This window comes from Cupriavidus sp. TMH.W2, assembly GCF_050847365.1.
Classification (GTDB): Bacteria; Pseudomonadota; Gammaproteobacteria; order Burkholderiales; family Burkholderiaceae; genus Cupriavidus.
The window spans coordinates 3,182,244-3,207,403 of record NZ_CP193792.1 but is presented as its reverse complement, the minus strand read 5'-3'; the positions used below and the strand labels follow the sequence as shown (position 1 = coordinate 3,207,403).

Annotated in this window: 27 protein-coding genes and 1 tRNA gene; 15 read left to right on the top strand and 13 right to left on the bottom strand. The window is 66.4% G+C overall.

The genetic code is table 11. The features are described 5' to 3' along the window. The 4 genes from argJ (at position 1) to ACREYQ_RS14705 (ending at position 4,790) form a co-directional block, all read left to right on the top strand. Positions 1-1,227, top strand: coding sequence for a bifunctional glutamate N-acetyltransferase/amino-acid acetyltransferase ArgJ (gene argJ / locus ACREYQ_RS14720; RefSeq protein ID WP_432258306.1), 1,227 nt, complete (start codon positions 1-3; stop codon positions 1,225-1,227). 81 nt (positions 1,228-1,308) lie between these two features. Continuing rightward, positions 1,309-2,214, top strand: coding sequence for an ATP-binding protein (locus ACREYQ_RS14715; RefSeq protein WP_432258305.1), 906 nt, complete (start codon positions 1,309-1,311; stop codon positions 2,212-2,214). Beyond that, entirely contained in the window at positions 2,211-2,657 is a 447-nt protein-coding gene (locus ACREYQ_RS14710; RefSeq protein ID WP_432258304.1) for an NUDIX domain-containing protein, read from the top strand. The genes ACREYQ_RS14715 and ACREYQ_RS14710 overlap by 4 nt, the downstream gene beginning before the upstream one ends. 93 nt (positions 2,658-2,750) lie before the next feature. Then, positions 2,751-4,790 carry an OPT family oligopeptide transporter gene (locus tag ACREYQ_RS14705; protein WP_432258303.1) on the top strand — a complete coding sequence of 680 codons (2,040 nt, stop codon included), beginning with the start codon at positions 2,751-2,753 and terminating at the stop codon, positions 4,788-4,790. Between the two features lie 42 nt (positions 4,791-4,832). Here the strand turns inward: ACREYQ_RS14705 and ACREYQ_RS14700 are convergent, their stop codons facing one another. The 6 genes from ACREYQ_RS14700 to pilB all read right to left on the bottom strand — a co-directional run bounded on the left by ACREYQ_RS14700 (position 4,833) and on the right by pilB (position 10,679). Further along, entirely contained in the window at positions 4,833-5,021 is a 189-nt protein-coding gene (locus ACREYQ_RS14700; protein WP_116337924.1) for a DNA gyrase inhibitor YacG, read from the bottom strand. Positions 5,022-5,038: 17 nt separating this feature from the next. Next, positions 5,039-5,797, bottom strand: coding sequence for a cell division protein ZapD (gene zapD / locus ACREYQ_RS14695; RefSeq protein ID WP_432258302.1), 759 nt, complete (start codon positions 5,795-5,797; stop codon positions 5,039-5,041). A gap of 209 nt (positions 5,798-6,006) precedes the next feature. Next, positions 6,007-6,633: a dephospho-CoA kinase gene (coaE, locus tag ACREYQ_RS14690; RefSeq protein ID WP_432258301.1), complete on the bottom strand. Its 627-nt coding sequence runs from the start codon at positions 6,631-6,633 to the stop codon at positions 6,007-6,009. Positions 6,634-6,706: 73 nt separating this feature from the next. Beyond that, positions 6,707-7,621 (bottom strand): prepilin peptidase, encoded by a 915-nt coding sequence (locus tag ACREYQ_RS14685; RefSeq protein WP_432258300.1) that lies wholly within the window; start codon positions 7,619-7,621, stop codon positions 6,707-6,709. A 3-nt stretch (positions 7,622-7,624) separates the two neighbouring features. After that, entirely contained in the window at positions 7,625-8,896 is a 1,272-nt protein-coding gene (locus ACREYQ_RS14680; RefSeq protein ID WP_432258299.1) for a type II secretion system F family protein, read from the bottom strand. A 58-nt stretch (positions 8,897-8,954) separates the two neighbouring features. After that, the gene (gene pilB / locus ACREYQ_RS14675; RefSeq protein ID WP_432258298.1) at positions 8,955-10,679 is read right to left on the bottom strand and encodes a type IV-A pilus assembly ATPase PilB; all 1,725 of its coding nucleotides are present in this window, start codon (positions 10,677-10,679) and stop codon (positions 8,955-8,957) included. A gap of 345 nt (positions 10,680-11,024) precedes the next feature. Between pilB and ACREYQ_RS14670 the strand changes: the two genes are divergently transcribed. Then, a complete protein-coding gene (locus ACREYQ_RS14670; protein ID WP_432258297.1) occupies positions 11,025-11,495 on the top strand; it encodes a helix-turn-helix domain-containing protein in 471 nt (156 codons plus the stop codon). Further along, complete coding sequence (locus ACREYQ_RS14665) at positions 11,495-12,076, top strand: PIN domain-containing protein (RefSeq protein ID WP_432258296.1); 582 nt, start codon at positions 11,495-11,497, stop codon at positions 12,074-12,076. Before ACREYQ_RS14670 ends, ACREYQ_RS14665 begins: the two co-directional genes overlap by 1 nt. A gap of 64 nt (positions 12,077-12,140) precedes the next feature. Here the strand turns inward: ACREYQ_RS14665 and ACREYQ_RS14660 are convergent. Continuing rightward, positions 12,141-12,217, bottom strand: a tRNA-Pro gene (locus ACREYQ_RS14660). Between the two features lie 131 nt (positions 12,218-12,348). Next, entirely contained in the window at positions 12,349-13,278 is a 930-nt protein-coding gene (gene ispB / locus ACREYQ_RS14655) for an octaprenyl diphosphate synthase (RefSeq protein ID WP_432260422.1), read from the bottom strand. 529 nt (positions 13,279-13,807) lie between these two features. On the opposite strand from ispB, the gene rplU reads away from it, so the two are divergent. From rplU to proB, 4 genes are all read left to right on the top strand, one after another. Beyond that, positions 13,808-14,119 (top strand): 50S ribosomal protein L21, encoded by a 312-nt coding sequence (rplU, locus tag ACREYQ_RS14650; RefSeq protein WP_006576525.1) that lies wholly within the window; start codon positions 13,808-13,810, stop codon positions 14,117-14,119. Between the two features lie 39 nt (positions 14,120-14,158). Then, positions 14,159-14,419 (top strand): 50S ribosomal protein L27, encoded by a 261-nt coding sequence (gene rpmA / locus ACREYQ_RS14645; RefSeq protein WP_010814747.1) that lies wholly within the window; start codon positions 14,159-14,161, stop codon positions 14,417-14,419. Positions 14,420-14,552: 133 nt separating this feature from the next. Then, positions 14,553-15,650, top strand: coding sequence for a GTPase ObgE (obgE, locus tag ACREYQ_RS14640; RefSeq protein WP_432258295.1), 1,098 nt, complete (start codon positions 14,553-14,555; stop codon positions 15,648-15,650). A 345-nt stretch (positions 15,651-15,995) separates the two neighbouring features. Then, positions 15,996-17,114, top strand: a complete 1,119-nt coding sequence (gene proB / locus ACREYQ_RS14635; protein WP_432258294.1) for a glutamate 5-kinase — start codon at positions 15,996-15,998, stop codon at positions 17,112-17,114. A gap of 119 nt (positions 17,115-17,233) precedes the next feature. On the opposite strand, the gene ACREYQ_RS14630 is transcribed toward proB, so the two are convergent. Beyond that, positions 17,234-17,815 carry a CNP1-like family protein gene (locus tag ACREYQ_RS14630; protein WP_432258293.1) on the bottom strand — a complete coding sequence of 194 codons (582 nt, stop codon included), beginning with the start codon at positions 17,813-17,815 and terminating at the stop codon, positions 17,234-17,236. Beyond that, positions 17,808-18,491, bottom strand: coding sequence for an RNA pyrophosphohydrolase (locus tag ACREYQ_RS14625; RefSeq protein WP_432258292.1), 684 nt, complete (start codon positions 18,489-18,491; stop codon positions 17,808-17,810). The genes ACREYQ_RS14630 and ACREYQ_RS14625 overlap by 8 nt, the downstream gene beginning before the upstream one ends. 193 nt (positions 18,492-18,684) lie before the next feature. Here ACREYQ_RS14625 and ACREYQ_RS14620 point away from each other — a divergent pair, with 193 nt between their 5' ends. Genes ACREYQ_RS14620 through ACREYQ_RS14610 form a run of 3 tightly spaced genes read left to right on the top strand, consistent with a single transcriptional unit; the run spans position 18,685 to position 22,054 of the window. Further along, entirely contained in the window at positions 18,685-20,406 is a 1,722-nt protein-coding gene (locus ACREYQ_RS14620; RefSeq protein ID WP_432258291.1) for a proline--tRNA ligase, read from the top strand. A 5-nt stretch (positions 20,407-20,411) separates the two neighbouring features. Next, positions 20,412-21,155, top strand: coding sequence for a lytic transglycosylase domain-containing protein (locus ACREYQ_RS14615; protein ID WP_432258290.1), 744 nt, complete (start codon positions 20,412-20,414; stop codon positions 21,153-21,155). Next, positions 21,152-22,054 carry a 2OG-Fe(II) oxygenase gene (locus tag ACREYQ_RS14610; protein WP_432258289.1) on the top strand — a complete coding sequence of 301 codons (903 nt, stop codon included), beginning with the start codon at positions 21,152-21,154 and terminating at the stop codon, positions 22,052-22,054. Before ACREYQ_RS14615 ends, ACREYQ_RS14610 begins: the two co-directional genes overlap by 4 nt. Before the next feature lie 41 nt (positions 22,055-22,095). Here ACREYQ_RS14610 and ACREYQ_RS14605 read toward each other — a convergent pair whose 3' ends face one another. Together ACREYQ_RS14605 and ACREYQ_RS14600 are read right to left on the bottom strand one after the other, a co-directional pair. After that, on the bottom strand, positions 22,096-22,614 hold the full coding sequence (locus ACREYQ_RS14605) for a GbsR/MarR family transcriptional regulator (RefSeq protein ID WP_432258288.1): 519 nt from the start codon (positions 22,612-22,614) through the stop codon (positions 22,096-22,098). A gap of 94 nt (positions 22,615-22,708) precedes the next feature. After that, the gene (locus ACREYQ_RS14600) at positions 22,709-22,840 is read right to left on the bottom strand and encodes a hypothetical protein (protein WP_432258287.1); all 132 of its coding nucleotides are present in this window, start codon (positions 22,838-22,840) and stop codon (positions 22,709-22,711) included. A 597-nt stretch (positions 22,841-23,437) separates the two neighbouring features. On the opposite strand from ACREYQ_RS14600, the gene ACREYQ_RS14595 reads away from it, so the two are divergent. Further along, positions 23,438-23,794: a hypothetical protein gene (locus ACREYQ_RS14595; RefSeq protein WP_432258286.1), complete on the top strand. Its 357-nt coding sequence runs from the start codon at positions 23,438-23,440 to the stop codon at positions 23,792-23,794. Positions 23,795-23,899: 105 nt separating this feature from the next. Continuing rightward, positions 23,900-24,523, top strand: a complete 624-nt coding sequence (locus ACREYQ_RS14590) for a LysE family translocator (RefSeq protein WP_432258285.1) — start codon at positions 23,900-23,902, stop codon at positions 24,521-24,523. A gap of 88 nt (positions 24,524-24,611) precedes the next feature. On the opposite strand, the gene ACREYQ_RS14585 is transcribed toward ACREYQ_RS14590, so the two are convergent. Continuing rightward, positions 24,612-25,154: a hypoxanthine-guanine phosphoribosyltransferase gene (locus ACREYQ_RS14585; RefSeq protein ID WP_432258284.1), complete on the bottom strand. Its 543-nt coding sequence runs from the start codon at positions 25,152-25,154 to the stop codon at positions 24,612-24,614. Positions 25,155-25,160: the final 6 nt, after the last annotated feature.

Sequence of the window (25,160 nt, the reverse complement as noted above, 5' to 3'; positions counted from 1 at the left end):
ATGCCCGTCAATCTTCCGCTGCCCCAGGCAGAGAACCTGAAATCCGTCGCCGGCGTGGAGCTGGGCTGGGCCGAGGCGGGCATCCGCAAGGCCAACCGCAAGGACGTGCTGGTGGTGCGCGTGGCCGAAGGCAGCACCGTGGCCGGCGTCTTCACCAGCAACCGCTTCTGCGCCGCGCCGGTGCAGGTCTGCCGCGAGCACCTGGCTGCCGGCAAGGGCATCCGCGCGCTGGTGGTCAACACCGGCAATGCCAACGCCGGCACCGGCGAGCCGGGCCTGGCCAATGCCCGTGCCACCTGCGACGCGCTGGCCGCGCAACTGGACATCGCCCCCGAGCAGGTACTGCCGTTCTCGACCGGGGTGATCCTGGAACCGCTGCCGGTTGACCGTCTGGTGGCCGGCCTGCCCGCCGCCATCGCCAATGCCAAGCCGGACAACTGGCTGGCCGCCGCCGAGGCCATCATGACCACCGACACGCAGCCCAAGGCGGCGTCGCGCACGGTGCAGATCGACGGCAAGACCGTGACGCTGTCGGGCATCAGCAAGGGCGCGGGCATGATCCGCCCGAACATGGCGACCATGCTTGGCTTTATCGCCATGGATGCCGCCGTGGCCCAGCCGGTGCTGCAGGCGCTGGTGTCGTACGCGGCCGACCACTCGTTCAACAGCATCACCATCGATGGCGATACCTCGACCAACGATTCGTTCGTGCTGATCGCCACTGGCAAGTCCGGCGCCGTGATCGACCGTGCCGAGGGCCCTGCCTTCGAGGCGCTGCGCGACGCAGTGACCGCGCTGGCGCAGGAGCTGGCGCAGATGATCGTGCGCGACGGCGAGGGCGCCACCAAGCTGATGACCATCCGCGTCGAAGGCGGCAAGGATGTGGCCGAGTGCCGCCAGATCGCCTATGCGGTGGCCCACTCGCCGCTGGTCAAGACCGCGTTCTACGCCTCGGACCCCAACCTGGGCCGCATCCTGGCCGCAGTCGGCTACGCCGGCGTGAATGACCTCGACGTCGACCGCGTGAACCTGTGGCTGGACGATGTCTGGGTCGCCCGCGACGGCGGCCGCAACCCCGACTACCGCGAAGAAGACGGCCAGCGCGTGATGAAGCAGGCCGAGATCACCGTGCGCATCGCGCTCGGCCGCGGCAAGGCCGAAGCGACCGTATGGACCTGCGACCTGTCGCACGACTACGTGTCGATCAACGCCGACTATCGTTCTTGACCCTGTCCGTCCTTCCCGCCCACGTGGGAAGGACATCGATTTCCCCTGCCAGCCGATACCGCGCCCCAGCGCGTCCCCGCCATGTCTGACCTTGCCGCCCGCCTCGACAACTTCCTCGCCCGACTCGAACAATGGCTGCCGCCGCAACTGAGCGACGCCGACTGGCAGGAGGCTGTGGCGTTCCGCTGGCGCAAGCGGCAGAGCCTGTTCGGCAATATCGGCTACCTGCAGCCGGTGCGCCAGCTGCCGCCGATCCATCTGGACGACCTGAAGAACATCGAGCGCCAGAAGGACGCCATCGTCGGCAATACGCGCCAGTTCGTGAACCAGCTGCCGGCCAACAATGTGCTGCTGACCGGCGCGCGCGGCACCGGCAAGTCGTCGCTGATCAAGGCCTGCCTCAATGCCTTCGTCAAGGACGGGCTGCGGCTGGTTGAAGTCGACAAGGACGACCTGGGCGACCTCGGCGATATCGTCGAGCTGGTGTCGCAGCGCCCCGAGCGCTTCGTGATCTTCTGCGACGACCTGTCGTTCGAGGAAGGCGAGTCGGGCTACAAGTCGCTCAAGTCGGCGCTGGATGGCTCGGTGGCGGCGCAGTCGGACAACGTGGTGATCTACGCCACGTCCAACCGCCGGCACCTGCTGCCCGAATACATGAAGGACAACGAGACCTACCGCCACACCGACGACGGCGAGATCCATCCCGGCGAAGTGGTGGAAGAGAAGATCTCGCTGTCCGAGCGCTTCGGGCTGTGGCTGTCGTTCTACCCGCCCAAGCAGGACGAATACCTGGCCATCGTCGGCCACTGGCTCAGGCATTTCGGCTGCACCGAAGAGGACATCGCCGCCGCGCGCGGCGACGCGCTGGTGTGGGCGCTGGAGCGCGGCTCGCGCTCGGGCCGCGTCGCCTGGCAGTTCGCGCGCGACTGGGGCGGTAAGCACGGCAAGCCCTATATCGCCGAGGTCCCCGGAGACGCCAAGGCATGAGCGCTGCCACGGAGAACCCCGCGCAGACCGGCGGCAACCCGCCGCGCAAGGTGACCGAGGTGGCGGTCGGCGTGCTGGTGCAGCCCGACGGCCGCTTCCTGCTGGCGCAGCGCCCGGCCGGCAAGCCCTACGAGGGCTACTGGGAATTCCCCGGCGGCAAGCTGGAGCCGGGCGAGTCGGTCGAGGCAGCACTCGCCCGCGAACTCCATGAAGAGCTGGGCCTTGATGTCACGCAATGCGAGCGCTGGCACATCCTGGAACATGACTACCCGCACGCCTATGTGCGGCTGCATTTCTGCAAGGTCACCGACTGGCGGGGCGAGCCCGTCGGCCGCGAAGGCCAGGCCTTCTCGTGGCAGCGCACGCCGGTGACGGTGGCGCCGCTGCTGCCGGCCACCATTCCCGTGGTGGCGTGGCTGGCCGAGGAATCGGGCAACGGCTGACCCTGCCTTCCCGCTGTCGGGCAAGCGGCCGCGGCGCCCGCTTGCGCGCCGCCAGGACCTGATCAGGCCCTGATCCACAGGAAAGGACCCTGCATGCACCGTGTCGATCGTATCGCCGACGACGTTTCCCTGCCTGAACTGACCCTGCGCGGCATCCTCCTCGGTGCGCTGATCACGGTCGTGTTCACCGCTTCCAACATCTACCTGGGGCTGAAGGTCGGCCTGACTTTCTCGTCGGCGATCCCGGCGGCCGTGATCTCGATGGCCGTGCTGCGGCTCTTCCCCGGCGCCAACATCCTGGAAAACAACATGGTGCAGACGCAGGCCTCGGCCGCGGGCACCCTGTCGTCGATCATCTTTATCCTGCCGGGCCTGGTGATGCTGGGCCACTGGCAGGGCTTCCCGTTCTGGCAGACGCTGGCGATCTGCGCGGCCGGCGGCATGCTGGGCGTGGTGTTCAGCATCCCGCTGCGCCATGCGATGGTGGTGCAAAGCGAACTGCCCTATCCCGAGGGCGTGGCCGCGGCGGAAATCCTGCGCGTGGGCAGCGCCGTGCCGGACGAGGCCGCGCCGGGCCAGAAGCCGCAGGCGACCGGCCTGGCCGACCTGATGGCCGGCGGCCTGGTGGCGGGGCTGTTCAGCTTTGCCGCCGGCGGGCTGCGCGTGCTGGCCGAGGGTGCCAACTTCTGGCTGTCTGCCGGCGCCTCGGTGGTGCGGCTGTCGATGGGCTTCTCGCTGGCGCTGGTGGGCGCGGGGTACCTGGTCGGCATTGTCGGCGGGCTGGCCATGCTGCTCGGGCTGGTGCTGACCTGGGGCGTCGCGGTGCCGTGGCTGACCGCCATCACGCCGCGCCCGGAGGGCGCCACGCTGTCGGCCTTCGGCACCATGGTGTGGAGCCAGCAGGCGCGCTTTATCGGCGCCGGCACGATCGGCATCGCCGCGATCTGGACGCTGCTGTCGCTGGCCGGGCCGATGCTGTACGGCATCCGCGCCTCGTTCGGCGCGCTGCAGGGCGGGCCGGCGGGGCAGGGCAAGATGCCGCGCACGCAGCAGGACATGCCGGCCAAATGGATCGGGCTGGTGATGCTGGGGCTGCTGGCGGTGCTGGTGACGGTGTTCGCGTGGTTCCTTGCGCCGGCGCCGCTCGATGGCGGCGCGCGCTGGCGCCTGGTGATCTATGCGGTGGTGTTCGCGTTTATCTTCGGCTTCCTGGTGGCGGCCGCGTGCGGCTATATGGCCGGGCTGGTGGGCTCGTCGGCCAGCCCGATCTCGGGCATCGGCATCATCGCGGTGATCCTGGTGTCGCTGCTGATCCTGGTGGCGGGCAAGGCCGACGGGCTGCTGGTCACGCCCGAGGGCAGCAAGTTCGCGATTGCGCTGGCGATCTTCACCACCTCGGCGGTGGTGGCGGTGGCGTCCATCGCCAATGACAACCTGCAGGACCTGAAGACCGGCTGGCTGGTCGGCGCCACGCCGTGGCGCCAGCAGGTGGCGCTGCTGATCGGCTGCGTGGTCGGCGCCGCGGTGATCCCGCCGGTGCTGGAACTGCTCTACAGCGCCTATGGCTTCGCCGGCGCACTGCCGCGTGCGGGCATGGACCCGAACCAGGCGCTGGCCGCGCCGCAGGCGACGCTGATGACGGCGATCGCCACCGGCATCTTCACCCACCAGCTGAACTGGACCATGATCCTGATCGGCATCGGGCTGGGCGCGGTGCTGATCGCCATCGACGAGGTCCTGCGCCGCCGCCGCGGCGCGGCGCGCCTGCCGGTGCTGGCGGTGGGCATCGGCATCTACCTGCCGCCGACGATCAGCTCGGCGCTGGTGGTCGGGGCGGTGCTGTCGTGGCTCCTGCTGCGCAGCGAGCGCCGCCGCGCCACCGCGCGCGGCGACGACGTCAAGCTGGCCTTGGAACACGCCGAGCGGCGCGGCACGCTGCTGGCCTCGGGCCTGATCGTGGGGGAAAGCCTGGTCGGCGTGATGCTGGCCGCGGTGATCGGCCTGTCCGGCAAGGATGCGCCGCTGGCGCTGGTCGGGGGCGGGTTTGAAGCGGCCGCGCAGTGGCTGGGCCTTGCGGTGTTCGTGCTGGTGTGCGTGGGGTTCCACCGCCGCGTGCTGGCGGCGGCGCACTGAGCCACGGGGGACGCTGAAGGGGAAGGCGCTTGCGTCGCCCCTTCAGTCGTCCTCGTCTTCAGACTGGTCGGGAGAGGTTTCGCCTGGCTTGCCGCCGATCACGTACTTCTCGGACGCCCAGGCGCCGAGGTCGATCTGCTTGCAGCGTTCGGAACAGAACGGGCGGAATTTGTTGTCGGGCACCCAGGCCACCTCAGTGCCGCAAGTGGGGCATTTGACGACAGCAGGCATAGCGTTCAGCGCAGGCTTCAGAAATTGCAAAGTTTCAGCAGGAACGGAATATCCGCATCGACCGGGCGCGGGCGCAGGTCGCCGTCCTGCTGCGTGAAGCGCACCCACAGCATGTACTTGTTGGCGCTCATCTCGGGGATGAAGGCCAGCAGCGATTCGTCCAGCCAGACCTGCATCAGCTGGTAGCTGCGCCCGGACAGCATCTGCTGGTAGCTGCCGCCGGTGGCGATCACCTTGCCGCTCTGGCCGGCCTCGCGCAGCAGGCGCAGCACGATGGTGGTGCCCATGCGCAGCGACAGCAGCGGACGAACCCACTTCAGGATATCGGCGCGGCGGTCTTCGGCGGGGCGGTGCTGCCAGGCGTAATAGGCCGGCAGGTCGAACTCGCAGGTGCCGCCGGGGATGATTGCGCGGCTGCGGATGCTGGTCAGCCACTCATTGTCGGCCAGCAGCTGGCCGGCCTTGCCCACGGTCTGGTTGAGCAGCCCGATGCCCTGCTCGATCTCGCCGATGACGGCATCCAGCGCCTCCTGGTCGATCTGCGGGTTGGCGCGCAGCGGTGCCAGGGCCTGGCGCTGGCGTTCCAGTTCCTTGATCAGGTCGGTCTTGAGGTCGGCGCGGCCGGCCACGTCGATGATCTCGAACAGCGTGGTCAGCGCGACATGGTGCTGATGGGCATGATCCTGGCCGAGAAAATATTCCAGCCGATCGAACAGGTCCTCCAGGCGCAGGAGGGTCCTGATGCGTTCGTTGAAAGGGTATTCGTACAGAATCAAGTGCTATGTCCGTGCAGGGCGTCGGGCGTTTTCAGGAGCGGCCCGGTGCAGAATGAGGCCCGGGAAATGCCGGAAGGGGCGATATATGGCAGGCGGATACCGGCAGTATGCGGTGATTTCCTCGCATATTCCAGCGCATTCTATGCGAGACAAGGGCCGAGGACAATGTCGCGTGCGTGATGCCATGCGCCGGCGTGCCGGGTTGCGCGTTATGGATGGACCCTGGCCGCGGCCGACAGTTCACGATATTGCCGGTCGAGCCGGTCGACCTGCGCGACGAGCGCTTCCGGCGGCCCGTCGTTGTCGATGACGTCGTCGGCACATGCCAGGCGCGCGTCCCGTGTCGCCTGTCTGGCCATGATGGCCTGTACCTGCTCACGGCTGAAGCCGTTGCGCGACATCACGCGCGCCACCTGGGTGGCCTCGGCGCAGTCCACCACCAGCACGCGGTCCACGCGCTCGCGCCATGTGCCCGATTCCACCAGCAGCGGCACCACGTAGATCAGGTAGGGATGCTCGCCCGCATCGCGGATCGACTGGGCGCGCTCGGTGGTCAGGGCACGGATCAGCGGGTGCGTGATGGCCTCGAGCCGCGCCTTGGCGGCCGGGTCGGCAAACACCAGCGCGCGCATAGCGTCGCGGTCCATGGCGCCGTCCGCGCGCAGGCAGGCGGGGCCGAAGGCCTCGACCAGCGCCGGGATGGCGCGCCCGCCCGGGGCAGTGATCTCATGCGCGAGCAGGTCGGTGTCGATGATCGCGGCGCCATGCGCGGCGAACATGTCGGCCACGCGGGTCTTGCCGCTGCCGATGCCGCCGGTCAGTCCGATTTCGAGCATGTGAGGTTCTGTTTGACGGGGTTGCTGCAACGATACCAGCTTCAGCGGCCGGCGTCGGACACCGCCATGGCCGTCATGGCCAGGCAAACAGCGGCAGCACGCCGGGGCCGAATAGCAGCACCACCACGCCGGCCAGCGCGATGAAGGGCCCGAACGGGAAGGGCGTGTCGCGTTCCTGGCGGCGCAGCGCGATATTGGCCAGCCCGAACAGCACGCCCACCACCGACGACAGCAACACCAGCGCCGGCAGCGCCTGCCAGCCGAACCAGGCGCCCAGCGCCGCCATCAGCTTGAAGTCGCCAAAGCCCATGCCTTCCTTGCCGCGCACCAGCCGGAACAGCCAGTAGGCCGTCCACAGCATCAGGTAGCCGGCGGCGGCGCCGATCACCGCGTCCGGCAGCGCCACGAACAGGCCGCCAAGGTTCAGCAGCAGGCCCAGCCACAGCAGCGGCAGCGTGATCTGGTCCGGCAGCAATTGCGTGTCGGCATCGATCATGGTCAGCGCCAGCAGTGCCCACACCATCACCAGTGCGGCCAGCGCCTGCCCGCCGGGGCCGAAGTGCCACGCCACCAGCGCGCTCAGCACGCCGCAGGCCAGCTCCACCAGCGGATAGCGCACGCTGATCGGCGCCTTGCATGCCGAGCAGCGTCCGCGCAGGAACAGGTAGCTCAGCACCGGCACGTTTTCCCAGGGTGCGATCGCGTGGCCGCAATGCGGGCAGGCCGAGCGCGGCACCATCAGGTTGTAGCGGCCGGGGTAGGGCAGCGGGTCGCCGCGCAGCTCGGCGATATAGTTGGCCTCGTCGCGCTCCATCATGCGCGGCACCCGGTGGATGACCACATTGAGGAAGCTGCCGACCACCAGCCCGAGCAGCGCAGCGACCGCCACCAGGAAGACGGGTGGCAGCGCCGCCAGCGCCTGCAGCAGCGGCGCGGAGCCGGCCGCGCTGTTGATCGGGTAGGGAGAAGCGGACCATGCAGGCAGCATTGCTTACACCACCTGTCCCAGCTTGAAGATCGGCAGGTACATCGCCACCACCATGCCGCCGATCAGCACGCCCAGCACCACGATGATCAGCGGCTCGATCAGGCTGGAAATGGCGGCAACGGCGTCGTCGACCTCGCGCTCGTAGAACTCGGCCACCTTCAGCAGCATGTTGTCCAGCGCGCCGGACTCCTCGCCGATCTGCGTCATCTGCAGCACCATGTTGTCGAACACATGGGTGGCCTGCATCGCGTTGGTCAGGCTGGTGCCGATGCGTACCGACTGCTCGATCTCGCGCGTGGCGTCATAGTAGACCCAGTTGCCGGCCGCGCCGGCCACGGACTCCATCGACTCCACCAGCGGCGTGCCGGCGGCGAACATGGTGGCCAGCGTGCGGGTCCAGCGCGCGATCACGGCCTTGCGGAACAGGTTGCCGAAGATCGGCAGCTTCAGCAGCGCGCGGTCGGTTGCGCGCTGTACTTTCTCGGATTTCTTCAGTGCGCGCAGGTAGAAGGCGATGCCGGCCACCGGCACCCCGATCACCACGTACCAGTACCGGACAAAGAAGTCCGAGATCGCGATCACAACCAGCGTCGGCGCCGGCAGGTTGGCGCCGAAGCTGGAGAACACGCCCTTGAACGCGGGGATCACGAACAGCATCAGGATCACCGTGACGGCAAAGGCCACCGTCAGCACCGCGATCGGGTAGATCATCGCCGACTTGATCTGGCTCTTCAGCGCGATGGTCTTTTCCATATAGAGCGACAGGCGCTCCAGCAGCGAGTCCAGGATACCGCCCTGTTCGCCGGCATCGATCAGGTTGCAGTACAGCGTGTCGAAATACTGCGGATGGCGCCGGAACGCCGCGGCCATGCTGCTGCCGGCCTCGATATCGAAGCGGATGTCGGACAGCAGCTGGGTGAAGTTGGGATTCGCGTGCCCGCGCGCGATGATGTCGATCGACTGCAGCAGCGGAATGCCGGCCTTGAGCATGGTGGACAGTTGCCGGGTGAAGTAGGCAATGTCCTTCTGGGTGATCTTGCGCCCGCGCGCGGCCTTGCGCTTCTTCAGCTTGACGATGGTCAGGCCCTGCTTGCGCAGCGTGGCGGTGACCTCGGCCTGGTTTTCGGCGCGCAGCTCGCCGGTGAAGGTCTTGCCCTTGCGGTCCTTGCCTTCCCACTCGAAGATGTACTGGGTGGGTGCCTTGCGCCCCTTCCCTGATTTCGCCCGTGACGTTGCCGCCGTCCGGGCGCCCGCCGCTGGTGCGCGCGTCGCCATGATATTGACCCCCAATGTAAACGACGCTTGTTCTGCGTCTTGTATTTACCTTGCTTCCCTAAGTATTCGTAGTCGCCAGCACTTCTTCGAGTGACGTGACGCCCTGCTTCACCTTCAGCAGACCCGCTTCGCGCAACGATAGCACGCCGTCCTTGCGCGCCTGCTCTGCAATCTGTAACGCCGTGCCGTGCGTCAGGATGATCTCCTGCATGGGCTCGGTGATCGGCATGACCTGGTAGATGCCGCAGCGGCCCTTGTAGCCAGTGCCGTTGCAGCGCTCGCAGCCGACCGGGTGGTAGGGCTGCCAGCTGCCGTCCAGGTCTTGTTCGCGGAAGCCTGCCTCCAGCAGCGCCTCGCGCGGGATCTCGCCCTCGCGCTTGCAGTGGCACAGCCGCCGCGCCAGCCGCTGCGCGGTGATCATCAGCACGCTCGACGCAATATTGAAGGCCGCCACGCCCATGTTCATCAGTCGGGTCAGCGTGGTCGGCGCATCGTTGGTGTGCAGTGTCGACAACACCAGGTGGCCGGTCTGCGCTGCCTTGATCGAGATATCGGCGGTTTCCAGGTCGCGGATTTCGCCGACCATGATGATGTCCGGATCCTGGCGCAGGAATGAGCGCAGCGCCGCGGCGAAGGTCAGGCCCGCCTTGTCGTTGACGTTGACCTGGTTGATGCCCGGCAACTGGATTTCCGCCGGGTCCTCGGCGGTGGAGATATTGATGTCGCCCTGGTTCAGCAGGTTCAGGAAGGTGTACAGCGACACCGTCTTGCCGCTGCCGGTGGGGCCGGTCACCAGCACCATGCCGTAGGGACGCTTGATCACGTCCAGCAGCAGCGCCTTCTGCGCGGGCTCGTAGCCGAGCTGGTCGATATCGAGCTTGTCCGACGACGATTCGAGAATCCGCATCACGATCTTCTCGCCGAACAGCGTCGGCAGTGTCGACACGCGGAAGTCCACCGCCTTCTCGACCGTTTCCTTGGAATCCTTGTCCTTGGGCAGGGCGAGCAGCAGCTTCATGCGGCCGTCCTGCGGCACGCGCTTTTCAGAAATATCCAGCCGCGACAGCACCTTGATGCGGGTGGCGATCTTGTCGCGGATATCCAGCGGCGGGCGCGCGACCTCCTGCAGCACGCCGTCGACGCGGAAGCGGATGCGGTAGAAGGTCTCGAACGGCTCGAAGTGCAGGTCCGAGGCGCCGCGGTGGAAGGCCTCGGTCAGCAGCTTCTGCAGGAAACGCACCACCGGAGCGTCGTCGATATTGTCGGCGGTAGTGCGGTTGCGCTGGTTGCCGGCCGCGGCCACCGGATCGTATTCGATCATCTTGCGCTCGGCCTGCACCGGCGAGATGTTCTTCAGGGTGCCCAGGGCCTCGCCGGCGGAGCGCACATGCTTCATCAGCTTGTCGTGCTCGACCACCACCGCTTCGACCGGCAGCTTGTACTTTTCCTTGATGGCATCCAGCCCGGCCTGGTTGGACGGGTCGGACATCGCCAGCAACAGCCGGTTCTCGCGCCGGCCCAGCGGCAGCAGCCGGTGCGCGTGGAACTCGCGGTTGCCGGCCAGCGCCGACGGCACCTTGGTCAGGTTGTATTGCGCCAGATCCAGCAGCGGCAACTGGTACTTGTCCGCGGCGAACAGCGCCAGGTCGTGCGCGCTCATGGTGCCGCTGCCAACGATCTCGTCGATCAGCTGCGACTGCTTTTCACGCGCGGCCTGCTCCAGCTGAGCAAGCAGGGCGGGCGCGATACGCCGGCTCTGGGCCAGGGCAAGACCGAGTGTCATGACAGGTGCGCTGTGTGGTGCGGTTGGGCGATGGCGGATGCCATGCAGGCGGGGGCGGACGGACCCACGTCCCCGGATCGGGGCAGTTTGCCGCTGGGGTCACTTTTTGTAAAGGCGATGAGGGCGTGGCATTGGCGTTTGCGCGACACGGGCGCAACCCTGTTGCGCGGGGAAATGTGGCGGCCCGAATGCCTCCGGGATGACATGGCGAGTTCGGCCATGCGCGCAGGCACTGTGTCTGTTGCGTTTGTTGCGGATATTGCGTCTACTGCAGTTGTGGGCTAGGCTCCTTTTGAGAAGAAACCTAACGGGACTTCGTGTTCTCATTTGAACCCAAGGAACGCCATGCGTACCGCAGACCCATTCCGCGACGTGATTCCGCCGCCCATGACAGAGGAAGACCTGGAAATGGCCCGCATTGCCCAACGCTGCATCATGGAGGCGCTAGACCACTCGCGCGCCGTCTCTATCACCCTCAGCACCGGGGACGGCTCGCACCCGCCTGTTGCCTTGCCGCCAGCAGCGCTGAAACTGATCGGCCAAGTCCTCGGCGCCATCAGCGAGGGGCGTGCGCTCACGCTGATCCCGGCGCATCGCGAATTCACCACGGTCGAGGCCGCGCAATTCCTGAACGTATCCCGGCCCTTCGTGATCAAGGAGATCGAAGCGGGCAGGCTGGCGCACCGCAAGGTTGGCACCCATCGGCGCATCGCCTATGAAGACCTGGCGGCATACGCTCGCAAGATGCGCGAACGGCAGTCGGCCGCACTCGAGCGCATGGCCGACGACGCGCGTGAGCTGGGCCTGGATTACTGATGGCGGGGTTTGCGCGCTGCACGGCATTGCTGGACGCGTGCGTCCTCTATCCGATCGCGATCACCGACGCTTTGCTGAGCCTTGCGACGGCCGGGCTCTTCGCCGCCAGGTGGACACTGCGGATCGAAGGGGAATGGATCGCCGCACTGGAGGCGCAACGACCCGAGCTGTCAGGGCGCCTCGGTGTGCGCCGCGACGCCATGCGCGAGGCAGTGGCCGACTGGGAAGTGGCAGAGGCCACGTGGATGCCGTTGGTGCAGAGTTTCTGCCTGCCGGACCCCGACGACAGGCACGTCCTTGCCGCGGCGATCGCCGGCCATGCCGACTATATTGTCACGCGCAATCGCCGCGATTTTCCGTGCGAGATCGTGAAGGCGTACGGGATAGAAGTCATCGATCCGGATGGCTTCATCGTCCGGCAATGGGATCTGGCGCCGGTCACTGTCGGTGCTGCTTTCAGGCAGATGCGCGCACGCCGCAAGCAACCGTTCAATACGGCCGAAGAATTTGCGCAGGCCCTGGCGCGGAACGGCTTGCCTGCCACGGCGCAAAGGGTGCGCGAGGCCGCGCACCTGATCTGACCACAACCGTTGGCGCAAAAGACAAAAAGCCGAATCAACTTTCGTCGATTCGGCTTCTTAAATCTGGTCGGGGTGAGAGGATTCGAACCTCCGGCCTCTACGTCCCGAACGTAGCGCTCTACCAGGCTAAGCTACACCCCGATTTGGTTTGCTGGCAGACGTTTTGGTCGTCAGCAGCAAAGAAGATAAGTGTAGCAGTGTTTTTTTGGGAATGGAAGAGGGTGAGGAAAATCGCCGTTCGTCCCGCTTCCGCGGCCATCCCCGCGGTCGTGTCAGGACTGCCGCTGCAGCGAGAACGCGCAGAGCTGGATCAGGGTTTCCTTCAGCTCGGACGGCGGGAACTGCCGTGCCGCCTGCTCTGCGGCCTCGGCTTCGCGCCGCGCGGCCTCGAAGGTAATCTCCAGCGCGCCGCTGGCGTGGATTGCCGCGAACACGGCGTCGAAGTGCTCGGTGCCCCCCTGCACGATGGCATCGCGCGCCAGCTGGCGCTGCTCGGGCGTGCCGTGTTCCAGCAGGTGCAGCAGCGGCAGGGTGGGCTTGCCTTCGCGCAGGTCGTCGCCGGCGTTCTTGCCCATCTGCTCGGCGCTGGCGGTGTAGTCCAGCATGTCGTCGATCAGCTGGAAGGCGGTGCCGATGCGCCGGCCGTATTCGGCCGCGGCTTCTTCCATCCGGGCGTCTGCGCCGGCCAGCACAGCGCCGAGTTGCGCGGCGGCCTCGAACAGCTTGGCGGTCTTGTAGCGGATGACCTGCAGGTAGCGCTCGACGGTGACGTCGGGGTCGTGCATGTTCAGCAGCTGCAGGACCTCGCCCTCGGCGATCACGTTGGTCGCGTTGGACAGGATCTCCATAATGCGCATGCTGCCCGCATCGACCATCATCTGGAACGCGCGCGAATAGAGGAAGTCGCCCACCAGTACGCTGGCGGCATTGCCGAACACGGCGTTGGCGGTGTCGCGCCCGCGCCGCAGCTCGGACTCGTCGACGACGTCGTCGTGCAGCAGGGTGGCGGTGTGGATGAATTCAACGACGGCGGCCAGCTCATGATGGCGGTTGCCGTCATAGCCCATCGCGCGTGCCATCAGCAGCAGGATCACCGGGCGCAGGCGCTTGCCGCCCGCGCTGATGATGTATTCGCCGATCTGTTCGATCAGGGGGACTTCAGAGGACAGCCGCTGGCGGATAACAGCATCGACCGCGCGCATGTCTGCAACGACCGGAGCAAGCAAGGCAGTAGCGGAAGGCTGGGGCAAGATGATCACCGTTACGCAAAACCGGACGATTATATGCGATGCACGCGGCGTTCTACGTATGGTCCCCTATCTAAAGATACCCGATCGGGGGGTGCGCCCCGGGTGTTCATGTGGGGCGCATCTATAATGCAGCCATGAACAAGCCCGCACCCCGTCGTCCGACGCACCGCACCGCGCTGTGGGTGGCGTTTGCCGCACTGGCGGGATTCCTTCTCGCCGACCTGGCCTGAGCCGCATGCCACACTTGCTGTGGCGATACCGCCGCGAACAGGCTATGTGCCTGTTTTCTTTGCCCTTTTCCAGGATTTCGTTTACAATTGCCGGTTTCCTCCGGTCGTTGCGCTCGCTTTGCGGGTTCTGGCCGGTGGGAGATAACCGGGCCGCAGTGAGCCCGCCCCCGCGCTATGCCGTGCTTTTGACCGGCTGCGCAGGGCGCGCCAGTGCCGGCAAGGCGTTTTATTCACATCCGAGAGGTTCGACAATGTACGCGGTCGTAAAAACCGGCGGCAAGCAATACAAGGTTGCTGCTGGCGAAAAACTTAAAGTAGAACAGATACCGGCAGACATTGGCGCAGAAATCACGCTGGACCAGGTGCTCGCAGTGGGCGCCGGCGACCAAATCAAGTTTGGTACGCCGCTGGTTAGCGGGGCTTCCGTCAAAGCTACCGTTATCTCCCAAGGTCGTCACGACAAGGTGAAGATCTTCAAGATGCGCCGTCGCAAGCACTACCAGAAGCGTCAGGGCCATCGTCAGAATTACACCGAACTGCGCATCGAAGCGATCGTTGCCTGATCGATCGAGCGTAACCAGGTAAAGCGACAGGAGTAAGACATGGCACAGAAAAAAGGCGGCGGTTCCACGCGGAACGGCCGTGATTCCGAATCGAAGCGTCTGGGCGTGAAGGTGTTTGGTGGCCAGGCCATCAACGCCGGCGGCATCATCATCCGCCAGCGCGGTACCCGCGTGCATGCCGGCGACAACGTCGGCGTGGGCAAGGACCACACGCTGTTTGCCCTGGTGGACGGCCACGTGCAGTTCGCCGTCAAGGGCCCTGCCAAGAAGCAGCAAGTCAGCGTCGTTCCGGCGGCCTGATAACAGCCTTTGCAGGATGAAGGCCCCGCAACGCTTGCGGGGCCTTTTCTTTTCTGGCGACAATGTCAGTTCGCCAGCGCGGATGGTGCCATCCAGCCGCTGATCCGCCGATCCATCACGGAAACCCATCATCATGAAGTTCATAGACGAAGCCCGAATCGAAGCCATCGCCGGCAACGGCGGCAATGGCAGCGCCTCGTTCCGGCGCGAGAAGTTTGTGCCCTTCGGCGGCCCGGATGGTGGCGATGGCGGCCGCGGCGGCAGCGTGTTCGCCGTGGCGGACCGCAATATCAACACCCTGATCGACTTCCGCTACGCCAGGAAGCACGTCGCCCGCAACGGTGAAAATGGCCGCGGCTCCGACTGCTACGGCGCCGCCGGCGAGGACATCACGCTGCGCATGCCGGTGGGCACGCTGATCACCGACATGGACACCGGCGAAGTCATCGCCGACCTGACCGAGCACGGCCAGCGCGTATGCCTGGCCGAAGGCGGCATGGGCGGCTGGGGCAACCTGCATTTCAAGTCCAGCACCAACCGCGCGCCGCGCCAGCAGGTGGACGGCAAGCCGGGCGAGCGCCGCATGCTCAAGCTCGAGCTCAAGGTGCTGGCCGACGTCGGCCTGCTGGGCATGCCCAATGCCGGCAAGTCGACCTTTATCTCGCACATCTCCAACGCGCGCCCGAAGGTGGCGGATTATCCGTTCACCACGCTGCACCCGAACCTGGGCGTGGTGCGCGTGGACCATGAGCAATCGTTCGTGGTCGCCGACATCCCCGGCCTGATCGAAGGCGCCGCCGAAGGCGCGGGCCTGGGCCACCAGTTCCTGCGCCACCTGCAGCGCACCGGCCTGCTGCTGCATATCGTGGACCTGGCACCGTTCGACGAAGCGGTCGACCCGGTGGCCGAGGCCAAGGCCATCGTCAACGAACTGAAGAAGTACGACGAGACCCTGTACGACAAGCCGCGCTGGCTGGTGCTGAACAAGCTCGACGTGGTTCCCGGGGAAGAGCGCGCCACCCGCGTGAAGGACTTCCTCAAGCGCTACAAGTGGAAGGGCCCGGTGTTCCAGATCTCGGCGCTGACCGGCGAAGGCTGCCGCGAGCTGATCTACGCGATCAAGGACCACCTGCAGGCGATCAAGGCCGAAGAGGCCGCGGCGCTGGCCGAACCGGACATCCGCCTGGACGAGCGCCTGCACAACGTCGACCACGGGCAGGGCGAGGCATAAAAAGGGTCAATGGTTTGCTCCCCTCTCCCGCTGGCGGGAGAGGGGCAGGGGGTGAGGGCGGGGGCCCGATCAGGCGTGGTGCCTAGTCAAACCACCCCTCACCCTGCCCTCTCCCCATGAGGGGAGAGGGGAACACAATGGGGCGGCGCAGGCCCCGGTGTAAAACGCGTTCCTACAGACTAATGCCGTTCAGTTAACCACCGTCGTTCCCGCGCAGGCGGGAACCCAGTGACTTCATCCCCAAAGGGGACGTGAAAGACGCTGGATTCCCGCCTGCGCGGGAACGACAGTGGCGTTTGATACCTTAACTGAACAGCATTAGTTCCTACAGACAGGATTCCCGTCATGCAATCGGTCATCGCGCAGGCAAAGCGCATCGTCGTCAAAGTCGGTTCCAGCCTGGTCACCAACGACGGCAAGGGTCTGGACCACGACGCCATCGCCCGCTGGGCGGCCCAGATCGCCAGGCTGCGCGTGGCCGGCAAGGAAGTGGTGCTGGTCAGCTCCGGCGCCATCGCCGAAGGCATGCAGCGCCTGGGCTGGGTGCGCCGCCCGAAGGAAATCCACGAGCTGCAGGCCGCCGCCGCGGTGGGCCAGATGGGCCTGGCGCAGGTCTACGAAAGCCAGTTCGGCCGCTACGGCATCCGCACCGCGCAGGTGCTGCTGACCCACGCCGACCTGGCCGACCGCGAACGCTACCTGAACGCGCGCTCGACCCTGCTCACGCTGCTGTCCCTGGGCGTGGTGCCGATCATCAACGAGAACGACACCGTGGTCACCGACGAAATCAAGTTCGGCGACAACGACACGCTGGGCGCACTGGTGACTAACCTGATCGAAGGCGATGTGCTGGTGATCCTGACCGACCAGCGCGGCCTGTACACCGCCGATCCGCGCAAGGACCCGGCCGCGCAGTTCGTGGACGAGGCCCTGGCCGGCACGCCCGAGCTGGAAGCCATGGCCGGCGGGGCCGGCACGTCGATCGGGCGCGGCGGCATGCTGACCAAGATCCTGGCGGCCAAGCGCGCGGCCAAGTCCGGCGCCCACACCACCATTGCCTCCGGGCGCGAGGCCAACGTGCTGGAGCGCCTGGCCGCGGGCGAGGCCATCGGCACCCAGCTGCTGGCGCCGACCGGGCGGCTCACGGCGCGCAAGCAATGGATGGCCGACCACCTGCAGCTGCGCGGCCGGGTCGTGATCGACAACGGCGCGGTCGAGAAGCTCACCAGCGGCGGCAAGTCGCTGCTGCCGATCGGCGTGACGGAAGTGCAGGGCGAGTTCGCCCGCGGCGAGGTGATCGCCTGCGTCGACACCCAGGGCAAGGAGGTCGCGCGCGGCATCACCAACTATTCCAGCGCCGAAGCGCGGCTGATCGCGCGCAAGCCCTCGTCCGAGATCGAATCCGTGCTCGGCCACCTGAACGAGCCCGAACTGATCCACCGCGACAACCTCGTGCTGGTCTGACCCGGCATCGCGGCTAAGAACCCTTCTTCATTATGAAATGGGTTCTAAAGGCCGGGCGCAACCAAAAACGGCGGGACTGCCTGGCAGCCCCGCCGTTTTTCATGCCGACGCCGCGCGCTTCAGCGCTTGCGCGGCGCGCGCGATTGCAGGTCGCGCACCATGGCGTCGGCAGTGCCGGCCACGGTATGGGAATCGCAGAAGAAATCGATTGCCAGCGTGGCCGCGTAGGCGTTGCGCACGCCGGTCTCCATGCGGTGCCAGGTCTCGCCATAGTCGCTGCTGTTGGGCACCCATTCGGTCGCGCCCTTCGGCAGCGTGGCGTAGAGCTTGCGCTCGAACACGTCGCAGCGCATGCCTTCAAAGGTCACGTTGCGCGCGCCGCTGTCGCTGGTGGTGACCACGGTGTAGCGCACCACTTTGTCCTTGCCCACCGAGACCGACTTGCCATCCACCGCAAACGACAGCGAGCCGGTGCCCGATACCGAGAACGGGATCAGGTTGGCGTCCTGCGGCGGCGCCGGCAGCATCGCCTTGGCTTCCTCGAAGGTCTTGGGCGCGAACGGGTTGATCCAGGTGCTGTCTTCCTGCGCCATCTCCTTGCCGGTGGTCTTGCAGCCGGCCAGCGCAAGGCTGGCCGCGGCAAGCAGCAATCCGGCAGCGCTCAGGCCGCGGCGGCGGCCCAGGCCGCTCATACTATTCATCAGTGCTCCGTGAAGTGGAAACCGGCGTCGCCGGCGATAGGTGCTCCTCCGCATGCCCGGCCTCGGCATTGCAGTCGGCGTCGGCCTGCTGCGCCTGCTGGGCTCGGCTGAGCGCCTGGCTGCGCGGCCCGCCGTGGCGGCCATGCATGCCGTGGGGCCCATGCGTGCCGTGCGTGCCATAAGGACTCAGCGGCACGCGCGGGTGCCGGTTCAGGAAGCGCGACAATTCCGTCAGCGCCAGCTGGTAGACATCGCGCTTGAATTCGATCACGGCCTCCAGCGGCACCCAGTAATGGCTCCAGCGCCAGGCGTCGAACTCCGGGTGATCGGTGGCGCGCAAGTGGATATCGCAGTCCCTGCCGGCCATGCGCAGCAGGAACCAGATTTGTTTCTGGCCCTTGTAGTGGCCGCGTATCTCGCGGCGGATGAACTTGTCCGGCACCTCGTAACGCAGCCAGTCGCGCGTGCGACCGACGATCCTGACGTGCTCCGGAAGCAGGCCGGTTTCCTCATGCAGTTCGCGGTACATGGCCTGTTCCGGCGTTTCGCCGTACTTGATGCCGCCTTGCGGGAACTGCCAGGAGTGTTCGCCGATTCGCTTGCCCCAGAAAACCTCGTTTCTTGCGTTGAGGAGGATGATGCCGACGTTCGGGCGAAAGCCTTCACGATCGAGCATGACTGCACCTCGAATCCTTTAGAATTACGCTGATTATAAAGGAAGCGCGCAGCCGGGCCCGGACCGGGGGATGCTGGTTTTCCCCGAGCGGAAGGGCAGTTTCAGGCGCGTGCGCATAATTCAGTGCCGCCGGCCCCCCGGATTCCACCGGGACGGATTTTTCCGACCTCAGCGGCCCAGAGAGAAATTACGGATGAAAGCCTCGCAATTCTTCATTTCCACCCTCAAGGAAGCGCCCGCCGACGCGGAAATCGTTTCGCACAAGCTGATGATGCGCGCCGGCATGATCAAGAAGCTGGGTGCCGGCATCTACAACTACATGCCGATCGGGCTGCGCGTGATCCGCAAGGTGGAGAACATCGTCCGCGAGGAAATGAACCGGGCCGGCGCGGTGGAGCTGGCCATGCCGGTGATCCAGCCGGCCGAGCTGTGGCAGGAAACCGGGCGCTGGGACAAGATGGGCCCCGAACTGCTGCGCCTGAAGGACCGCCATGAGCGCGACTTCGCGGTCCAGCCGACCTCGGAAGAGGTGGTGACCGACATCGCCCGCTCGGAAATCCGCAGCTACAAGCAGCTGCCGGTCAATTTCTACCAGATCCAGACCAAGTTCCGCGACGAGCGCCGGCCGCGCTTCGGCATCATGCGCGGGCGCGAGTTCACCATGAAGGATGCCTATTCCTTCGACCGCGACACCGACGGCCTGCGCAAGTCGTACGAGAACATGTACGACGCCTACGTGCGCATCTTCCGCCGCTTTGGCCTGGACTTCCGCGCCGTGGCGGCCGACAACGGCGCCATCGGCGGCTCGGGCTCGCATGAGTTCCACGTGATCGCCGAGACCGGCGAGGACGCCATCGTCTACTGCCCGACCTCGGACTACGCCGCCAACATGGAGGCCGCCGAGGCACTGCCGCTGCTGGCCGGGCGCGCCGCCCCCACGGAAGACCTGGTCAAGGTCTTCACCCCGGAAAAGGTCAAGTGCGAGCAGGTGGCGGAATTCCTGAACGTCCCGCTGGAGCGCAACGTCAAGTCGATCGTGCTGGCCAAGGACACCGAGGCCGGCGCCGAGATCTGGCTGCTGCTGATCCGCGCCGACCACGAGCTGAACGAGGTCAAGGCGTCCAAGGTGCCGGGGCTGGCCGACTTCCGCTTTGCCACCGAGAACGAGATCGTCGACGCCTTCGGCTCGCCGCCGGGCTACCTGGGCCCGATCGGCATGAAAAAGCCGGTCAAAGTGGTGGCCGACCGCACCGTCGCCAACATGAGCGACTTCGTCTGCGGCGCCAACTACCGCGACTACCACTACACCGGCGTCAACTGGGGCCGCGACCTGCCCGAGCCGGTCGTGGCCGACCTGCGCAACGTAGTGGCCGGCGACGCCTCGCCGGACGGCCAGGGCACGCTGGAAATCTGCCGCGGCATCGAGGTGGGCCACGTGTTCATGCTCGGCACGCGCTATTCCGAGTCCATGAACGCCACCTTCCTGGACGAGAACGGCAAGACCCAGCCGATGCAGATGGGCTGCTATGGCATTGGCGTCACCCGTATCCTGGGCGCGGCGATCGAACAGAACTTCGATGAGCGCGGCATCATCTGGCCGGCCGCGATCGCCCCGTTCGCGGTGGTGATCTGCCCGGTCGGCTACGACCGCTCCGAGGCCGTCAAGGCCGAGGCCGACCGCATCCATGCCGAGTTGCTCGCCGCCGGCGTGGACGTCATCCTCGACGACCGCGGCGAGCGCCCGGGCGTGATGTTTGCCGACTGGGAGCTGATCGGCGTGCCGCACCGCGTGGTGGTGGGCGACCGCGGCCTGAAGGAAGGCAAGGTCGAGTACCAGGGCCGGCGCGACGCGCAGGCCACCGCCGTCAGCGTGGCCGACGTGGTCGGCCACGTGCGCAGCCAGCTGGCGAACTGAGCCCCATGCGCGCCGCCCGCGGCATGACCGACGCCGCCCGCCGCCTGGGCGCAGGGCTGCTGCTGGCCCTGGCGGCCATGGCAGCCCACGCCGGCGCGCAAAAGGAAGAAGACCTGGCCGATTCGGTGCGCGGCGCGCTGGCCGCCGCCATTGCCGATGACCGGCCCACGCGGCCGGTGTTTGCATCCGGCGGCGAGCGCCTGGCTTACCTGAAGTGGCTGGGCGAGATGTCCACTCGGCTGGCCTCGCGCATCCCCGAGCCACAGGTGCGCGTGGAACTGATCGAAGTGGCCTACTACGAGGCCAAGCGCGCCGGGCTGGAGCCCGCGCTGGTGCTGGGCCTGGTCCAGGTCGAGAGCAACTTCCGCAAGTACGCGATCAGCGCGGCCGGTGCGCGCGGGCTGATGCAGGTGATGCCGTTCTGGGTGCGCACCATCGGCGACAGCGACGCGCGCAAGCTCTTTCACCTGCAGAGCAACCTGCGCTACGGCTGCACCATCCTGCGCTACTACCTGGACCGCGAGCAGGGCGACCTGTACCTGGCGCTGGGCCGCTACAACGGCAGCCGCGGCCGCCCCGAGTACCCCAACGCCGTGCTGGCGGCGTGGAAGCGCTGGCAGTATTCCGAAGCCACCGTCACCGTGGCCGGCGAACCCGAGATCGCGCCGTCGCGCCCGCGCGCACCGGTGGCGGAGCCGCCTGCCCGCAACCCGTTCTCGCCGCAACGCGTCGCAGCCAACCCGTCATGATCCGCGAAGCATCCGTTGCCGGCGGCAAGGCCGGCTACACCGAATCCTCGCCCGAACTCGAACATTGGCTGGCCCGGCATGTCGCGCAGGGCTTTGCCGCCGATGCGCTGGTGCTGTCGATGCTGCGCTCGGGCTATGACGATGCCTTCGCGCGCCAGGCCGTGGCCGCGGCGTTTGCACCTGGTGCCGATGGCCCCACGCCAGCTCAGCCGGGCCGGCCCGCACAGCCCCGCCCCGCGGCCACCGCCGGCAACCACGCGGTTTACGCGGCCGATGGTGGCGACCGCCAGGTCCCGATCCTGTTCCGGCTGGCGGCGCCGCAGGTCCAGCTGTTACAGCAGCTGCTGACCGACGACGAGTGCGATGCCCTGGTGGCGCTGTCGCGCGGCCGGCTGGCGCGCTCGCCGGTGGTCAACCCCGACACCGGCGACGAAAACCTGATCGACGCCCGCACCAGCATGGGCGCGATGTTCCAGGTGGCCGAGCATGCCCTGATCGCGCGCATCGAGGCCCGCATCGCCGCGGTTACCGGCGTGCCGGCCGAGCATGGCGAAGGGCTGCAGATCCTCAACTACAAGCCCGGCGGCGAGTACCAGCCGCACTTCGACTACTTCAACCCGCAGCGCCCCGGCGAGGCGCGCCAGCTTGCCGTCGGCGGGCAGCGCATCGCCACCCTGGTGATCTACCTGAACACGCCCGAGGCGGGCGGCGCCACCGCGTTCCCGCGCGTGGGCCTGGAGGTGGCCCCGGTCAAGGGCAACGCGGTGTACTTCAGCTACCTGCTGCCGGACGGCACGCTGGACGACCGCACCCTGCACGCCGGGCTGCCGGTGGCGTCCGGCGAGAAGTGGATCGCCACCAAATGGCTGCGCGAACGCCCGTATCGCAGCGAGCGTTGATGGCGCCGGCGGGGCGCCGCAAGTCAGGCAGCGGCTGAGGCTCAGTACGGCTCCTGCGCGGCGCCGTGGCGCAGCGTGCGCCGCAGCGTCTCGTCGTCCAGCCGCTGCATGCCGTGCAGCCAGTTGCCGAGCAGCGCCAGCAGTTCCACCAGCGCATCGATGCGCGCCAGCAGCTGGGGGTCGTCCTGGCTCACGTCGGCCTCCTGGCGCAGTGCGCGCAGTGCCCGCAGGGCCGGGTCGATCTCGCGGCGCTTGCGTTCGGCGGCCAGCGTGCGGAAGCTGACCCACACGTCGGCCGGCACGCGCAGGTATTCGCGCCGGTCGCGCGGGACATCGGCCTGGGAGGGGCGAGTCAGGTTCCAGGAATCCAGCTCCCTCAACCCCACGCTGATATTGGAGCGCGAGCGGCTCAGCGCCTGCGCGATCTCATCGGCGTTCAGTGCCCGCGGGGCGATATAGAGCAGGCTCAGGATCTGGCTGGCGGTGCGGGACAGGCCGCACTGGCTGCCCAGGTCGCCAAGGTGGGCAATCAGCAGTTGGGCAAGCGGTGACAGGTGCATGGTGTGGTCGTGGGTCGCTTCGCGGCCGCACCGGCGGCCATGTTTCCGGCGGGCCGGCGTGGCGGGTGTGCACCCGTCACGCCGGCCCGAGCTGCTACTGTGCGGGCATCCAGGCTTGCGCATCGACCTCCTTGGGCACCAGTGGCACTCCCGGCGTGTCATGCGATGCCTTGGTCAGGTAGACGCGCACGAGCGACGGGTTATGTGTCGCCGTGGCGTAGAACATCACCGGCTCGCGCTTATGGCGGATGCCATTGAAAATTCTCCCGCAATGCTACCCGCATTTTCATGGTTTCATGATTTCATAATTTTCTGAAATTGATGAAATAAATTGACTGCTTATTCTTGGTTGTAGAAGTTGGATTGACTGGATATGGGGCTAGATACTCATGTTCAAATTTATGCGCCATGGCTTCAAGTTTTTTGTGTGAGCTGCGTAAAATATTGCATAAGGCTCGATATTCGGCGATAAATCCCCCCTTCCAACGTCACTGAAATGAACAAACATAAGCAAGGCGTGGTTAAAAAAATGGAAAGAATGGTGTGCGCGGGACGCGCCGTGATCGAATTTTGTATTAGATCGGAATCGTTATATTTCCTGTGCTTCGGCAATTCAAGATTTCATCTTGAATCACGCTTTTTGCTGACTAGAATTTCCTCACCTCCGCAGGATGCGGTAATTTGAATCGAGGGGAGCCATGGCGCCGGACTGGTCTCAGGGCAATGACAGCGCAGCCATCATTGATGCGGTCCACCGGCCAACGGGCCCGGCGCGGCCTGAGCCTCGGCATGAGGGCAGCAGATCCCGGGAGCGGATATGGACATGACTGGCCTGCGCAAACTGATGCTGCGGCTGCGCGAGGGCATCGCCGCGGCCGGAGCGTGGGGGAGGGCGGCGCTGCACCGGCGACGACGGTCGCCGCTCGACTTCCACCGGCGGCGGCAGTGGCAGTCGCCCATGGCGGCGTGGCTGGGGGGAGCGGTGGCGGCGGGGACGGCATGGCAGGACTGGCTGGCGATGGAAGCGCAGGCACGGCAGGCGCAAGCGGTGCAGCGGCGCTTGACACGGCCGTCCGAGCCGCTGGCGCGCCAGCTCAAGAAGCGCATGCTGCGGCTGCCCTGGCGTTTGTGCTGGCAGCCTGCGGCACCTCCTGTGCCATCCGACATAAGGGAAAACTGACGATCCCTGTATCGGCCTATTTTTGATAAATTGTACCGGTACTGTACCGTTGACTGACCTTAGACTGATTTCTCTGAAAGCACCTGAATGCCCCTGGAGTCAGTCATGGAAGTGTCCCAACTCGCCGCCGGAACCGGTGTCTTTGCCGCGTTTGCCGGCTTTGCGCTGGTGTCGTCGATCACCCCCGGTCCCAACAACACGATGCTGCTCGCCTCGGGCGTGAACTTCGGCTTCGTGCGCACGTTGCCGCACCTGCTCGGCGTGAGCATTGGCTTTGCGCTGATGGTGGGGCTGGTCGGGCTGGGGCTGGGATCGCTGTTCCACGCCTTTCCGTGGACCTGGCAGGCGTTGCGCGTGGTGGCGACGGTCTACCTGGTGTGGCTGGCATGGAAGCTGGCCACCGCCGGCGGCGTGCAGGACCAGCAGGTGAAGCGGCCGATGGGTTTCTGGGCCGCGGCGGCGTTCCAGTGGGTCAATCCCAAGGCGTGGGTCATGGCGGTGGGTGCGTGCAGCACCTATGTGCTGCACGGCAACCTGTGGCTCAACGTGCTGCTGCTGGCGGGGATCTTCGGGGTGGTCAACCTGCCCAGCGTGGCGATGTGGGCCTTGTGCGGCTCGGCGCTGCGGCGCTGGCTGGCGCGCCCGCGGGTGTTGCGCGCCTTCAATATCGGCATGGCCGTGCTGCTGCTGGCCTCGTTGTGGCCGATTTTGGCGCCGCACCAGGCGTAAGCGATGGGGGTGCTCCCCTCTCCATGAACCGATTGTGTGCTCCCTCTCCCGCGTGCGGGAGAGGGAGAAAACCGAGAGGCGATCAAACTCAAACCATGGCCCGGATCGAGTCCAGGTTGCGCCAGTAGCCCTTGGCGTCCATGCCGCAGCCAAAGACATAGCGGTCCGGCACGGCAAAGCCGCAGAAGTCCGGGTGCATGGGCTTGATCTTGGTCAGCGTCTTCTCGCACAGCACGGCGGCGTGGAATTCCCTGGCGCCCATGTCCATGATGCGCTCGCGGATGGCGGCCATGGTCTCGCCTTCATCCAGGATGTCGTCCAGCACCAGCACCACGCGGTCCTTGACCGATTCGCGCGGGGCCACGCGCCACTGCATTTCGCCGCCCACGGTCTTGTTGTTGTAGCGCGAGAGGTGGATGTAGTCGAACTCCAGCGGGAACGCCAGCTTGGGCAGCAGCATGCCGGTGAAGACCACCGCGCCGCCCATCACGGACAGCACCAGCGGGAAGGCATCGCCCATCTTGGCGGTGATTTCCGTGGCCATGCGGTCCAATGAGGCCTGGACTTCCGCGGCGGAGACGATTTCTTCGGAGTTGGCCCACAGCTCGCGGGCCTGTACGGCGCTCATCATGATGTC